This is a genomic window from Chitinimonas sp. (assembly GCF_041904975.1).
Classification (GTDB): Bacteria; Pseudomonadota; Gammaproteobacteria; order Burkholderiales; family Chitinimonadaceae; genus Chitinimonas.
In genome coordinates, this window is the sequence record NZ_JAYRLZ010000351.1 from 1 (window position 1) to 3814 (window position 3814).

3 protein-coding genes are annotated in these 3814 nt (G+C 63.6%); 1 reads left to right on the plus strand and 2 read right to left on the minus strand.

What is annotated here, in order from left to right:
• On the minus strand, nucleotides 1-167 hold a 167-nt coding region (locus ACE3OH_RS20550; RefSeq protein ID WP_374357554.1), incomplete at its 3' end, for an HAD-IIIA family hydrolase.
• Nucleotides 168-264: 97 nt separating this feature from the next.
• Nucleotides 265-2352, minus strand: coding sequence for a glycine--tRNA ligase subunit beta (gene glyS / locus ACE3OH_RS20555; protein WP_374357548.1), 2088 nt, complete (start codon nucleotides 2350-2352; stop codon nucleotides 265-267).
• A gap of 187 nt (nucleotides 2353-2539) precedes the next feature.
• On the opposite strand from glyS, the gene ACE3OH_RS20560 reads away from it, so the two are divergent.
• The coding region (locus tag ACE3OH_RS20560; protein WP_374357551.1) for an alpha/beta hydrolase family protein at nucleotides 2540-3814 on the plus strand (1275 nt) is incomplete at its 3' end.

A 3814-nucleotide genomic window follows, 5' to 3' on the forward strand; every position in this document is an offset into this window, starting at 1 on the left:
CCGATACCGCTCTGGTTGGAGGCAATCACCACGCGCCAGCCGGCATGGTTAAGCCGGGCAATCGCCTCCAGGCTGCCATCGATCGGCACCCACTCGGCCGCCGACTTCACAAAGTCGTCGCGGTCGTGATTGATGACGCCATCGCGGTCGAGGATGATGAGTTTCATGAGTGCGCGTGAAAGGTGAAAAGTGAAAGGTGAAACGTGGTGAAGCGGTAAGCTGCGAATGGACACATTTCACTTTTCACGCTTCACCTTTCACGGTTTATTCAGCCAGCATCGAAATATCCGCCACCTGGTTCATCAGGCTGCTCAGTGCTGCCAGCAGGGCGAGGCGGTTGCCGCGTACTGCCAGGTCGTCGGCCATCACCATCACGCTGTCGAAAAACGCATCGACCGGGGCGCGCAGGCCAGCCAGCTGCTTGAGCGCTGCGGTGTAGTCATGCGCCTTGAAGGCGGCTTCCACTGGTGCTTGCAAAGCGGCCAGCGCAGCGTGCAGATCACGCTCGGCGGCTTCCACCAGCAGGGCTGGGTTGATGGCCGGCAGGGTTTCGCCCTCTGCCACATTCTTTTTCAGGATATTGCGGATGCGCTTGTTGGCAGCGGCCAGGGCGGCGGCTTCCGGCAGGGCCTTGAATTGCGCTACCGCGGCCAGCTTGCGGCCGATTTCATCGAACTGGCTCGGTGCATCGGCCAAAACGGCGTCGATGTCGGCAGCCGGGTAGTCGGCGGCCAGCAGGTTCTTCAGGCGTTCGAGCATAAAGCCGAACACGCCGTCCACCGTGCCATCGGCCACCACGCCAGCCGGGAAGCTGGCGGCGGTGCGGGCCAACAGTTCGCGCAGATCCAGCTTGAGCTGGCCTTCGACCAGCATGCGCAGCACGCCCAATGCGGCGCGGCGCAGGGCATAGGGGTCTTTGTCGCCAGTCGGGATCAGGCCGATGCCCCAGATGCCGACCAGGGTTTCCAGCTTGTCAGCCAGGGCCACCGCCTGGGCGATCGGGCCTTGCGGCAGGGTATCGCCGGCAAAACGCGGGTGGTAATGGCCTTCGATGGCCTCGGCTACCGCCTCATGCTCGCCGTCGAGACGGGCGTAATAGGTACCCATGATGCCTTGCAGCTCGGGGAATTCACCGACCATATCGGTAACCAGATCAGCCTTGGCCAGATGCGCGGCGCGGGCGGCCAGTGCGCTGTCGGCACCCAGGCCTTCGGCAATCTGGGCGGCCACGGTTTCCAGCCGGGTAATGCGTTCGAGCTGGTTGCCGATCTTGTTGTGGTAGACCACATTGGCCATGCGGCCGAGGCGGCTGTCGAGGCGGTGCTTCTGGTCCTGCTCGTAGAAGAACTTGGCGTCGGACAGGCGGGCGCGCAGCACCCGGCCATTGCCGTGCACGATCTGGCCCGGGTCTTTCGAGGCCAGGTTCGACACGATCAGGTAACGATTGGTCAGCTTGCCTTGGGCATCGAGCAGCGGGAAGTATTTCTGGTTCTGCTGCATGGTGAGGATCAGGCATTCCTGCGGCACTTTCAGGAATTCCGCTTCAAAGCTGCCTTCCAGCACCACCGGCCACTCGACCAGACCGGTTACTTCGTCGATCAGCGCATCGCCACCGGCAATGGTGGCGCCATGGGCGGCAGCCTTGGCGTTCAGTTCGGCCACGATGGCGGCGCGGCGGGCGTCAAAGCTGGCGATGACCTTGCCTTGCTCCTTGAGCGTGGCGGCATAGTGATCGGCATGGGCGATGTCGACCTTGCCGGCGCTGAGAAAGCGATGGCCGCCGCTAGCACGGCCGGCAGTGAGGCCCAGCACGCTGGCGGGCAGCACATCGGCGCCATGCAATACCACGAGACCATGGGCCGGGCGGACGAATTGCACCTCGCGGGCGCCCCAGCGCATCAGCTTGGGGGCCGGCAGCTTCTTGATGGTTTCCGCCAGAATCGCGTCGATTACGCCAGCCAAGGCATCGCCCTGCACGCGCTGGCGCAGGAACAGGGCATCGGCCTTGCCATCGGGCTTGCGCTCAAGCGATGCAATGGCGCTGGCGTCCAGCCCCTTGCTTTCCAGCTTTTTCAATAGCGGCATGGCCGGATTGCCGGCGGCATCGAAGGCCACTGCCACGCTCATGATCTTCTCTTCCACTTCGCGATCCGGTGCCTGCGCCAGCACGCCCTGCACGGTGACGCCCAGGCGGCGCGGCGAGGCAAATACCTCGAAGGCCGGCTCGGCGGATACCAGATGGCGCGCCTTCAATTCGGCCACGACGGTGTTGGCAAAGGCGCTAGCCAGCTTGGGCAGGGCCTTGGGAGGCAGTTCTTCGGTGAACAGTTCGATCAGCAGGGAGTGGTTCATGGTGGGAACAAGCAAAATAATGGCGGCAAGCTTATCGCACCTGAGGGCATTTTTCCTATTGCCTTGCGGTTGAAGGCGGTCGGCCGTTCAGTTAATCCCAAGCCTGCGGCAGTACCATCGAGGAAATTTTGTGCTGCATGTTTCGCGCGCTCCGGCGCTTCGTCAGTCCAGACCGGATAGTCACACCATGTTGCGATATGCCATTTCCTTGATCACCCTGTTTGCACTCGCCCCGGCGGTTCAGGCCGCTGGCCGGGTCGATGCCCTGCCGCCGCCTGCGCTGGGCAGTTATCCGATGGCGTGCAGCAATCTGGCTATCGACGACGCCAAGCTCGCGCAGAGCGGCGTAAGCGGCGCCGATCTGTGGACCGGCATCATCCGCAATGGCCAGACCCATTATCTGGCCGAGGCGCTGGCCGAGCCGGCCAGTGCTTTCAGCGCGCCGATCAGCCCGCCCAATGACAAGGCACTGTATCCGCGCTTTGCCAACCAGACCGTGCCGCTGGTATCGCTGTTCTGCTACCCGACCACGCCGGACAACCCGCGCCCGGCTTATCGCTTGCCCGATGGCCCGAGCCTGCCGCATATGGAGCGCAGCGGCGATGCGCCGCTGTTTGCCGATGCCGCGCAGCGCTACCCCTTGATCGTGTTCTCGCATGGCATGGGCGGCAGCCCGGTCGATGGCGATACCCTGAGCCTGCTGGCCGCCCTGGTCAGCAAGGGTTATGCGGTGCTGGCGCCGTTTCATGGCGACCAGCGCATCGGCGTGGTGCAGATCAAGGATCTGGGCGATGTCTGGAAGCTGGTGCGCAATTTCGACCAGTATGTGGAACTGCAGGCGATGCGCCCGCTCGGCATTCGTAGTGCGCTGGATACTCTGCTGAGCCGGCCGGACTATGCCGCGCATATCGATGCGCAGCGCATCGGCGGCTTTGGTGCCAGCCTCGGCGGCGAGGCGATGATGCTGGCGATGGGCGCGCGTCTCACCACCACCCTGCTGCTCGATAGCCGCAGCGTGACCACCGAGCCGCGCCTCAAGGCGGTGGTTGGCTATATCCCCTATTCCGGGCAAAGCATCCTGCCCGCCTTCGGCCTCGGCCAGGACGGCGCGGCCCAAGCGCGCGGGCCCTATCTGGCGCTATCGGGCAGTGCAGACATCATTGCCCCGACTGATATGAGCCGCAAGGCTTTGCAAAAAATGCAGGGCAGTCGCTATCTGGTCGAATTGCAAGGCGTCCCGCATGGCTTCAAGGCCAGCTATGCCGCTGATGTGCTGGGCTGGCTGCTGCCGTTTTACGATGCCTATCTGAATGATCAGCCCGAGGCGCTTGATCGGCTGTCGCGCACCAGCAGCGTGGCCGGTGGCCTCGACGACAGGCTGCTGATCGATATCGCCGCACCGGCGCCAGCCAGCGCGGGCCAGGTGGATGTCGTCGAATTCTTAAACGATAAAAGCGGCAAT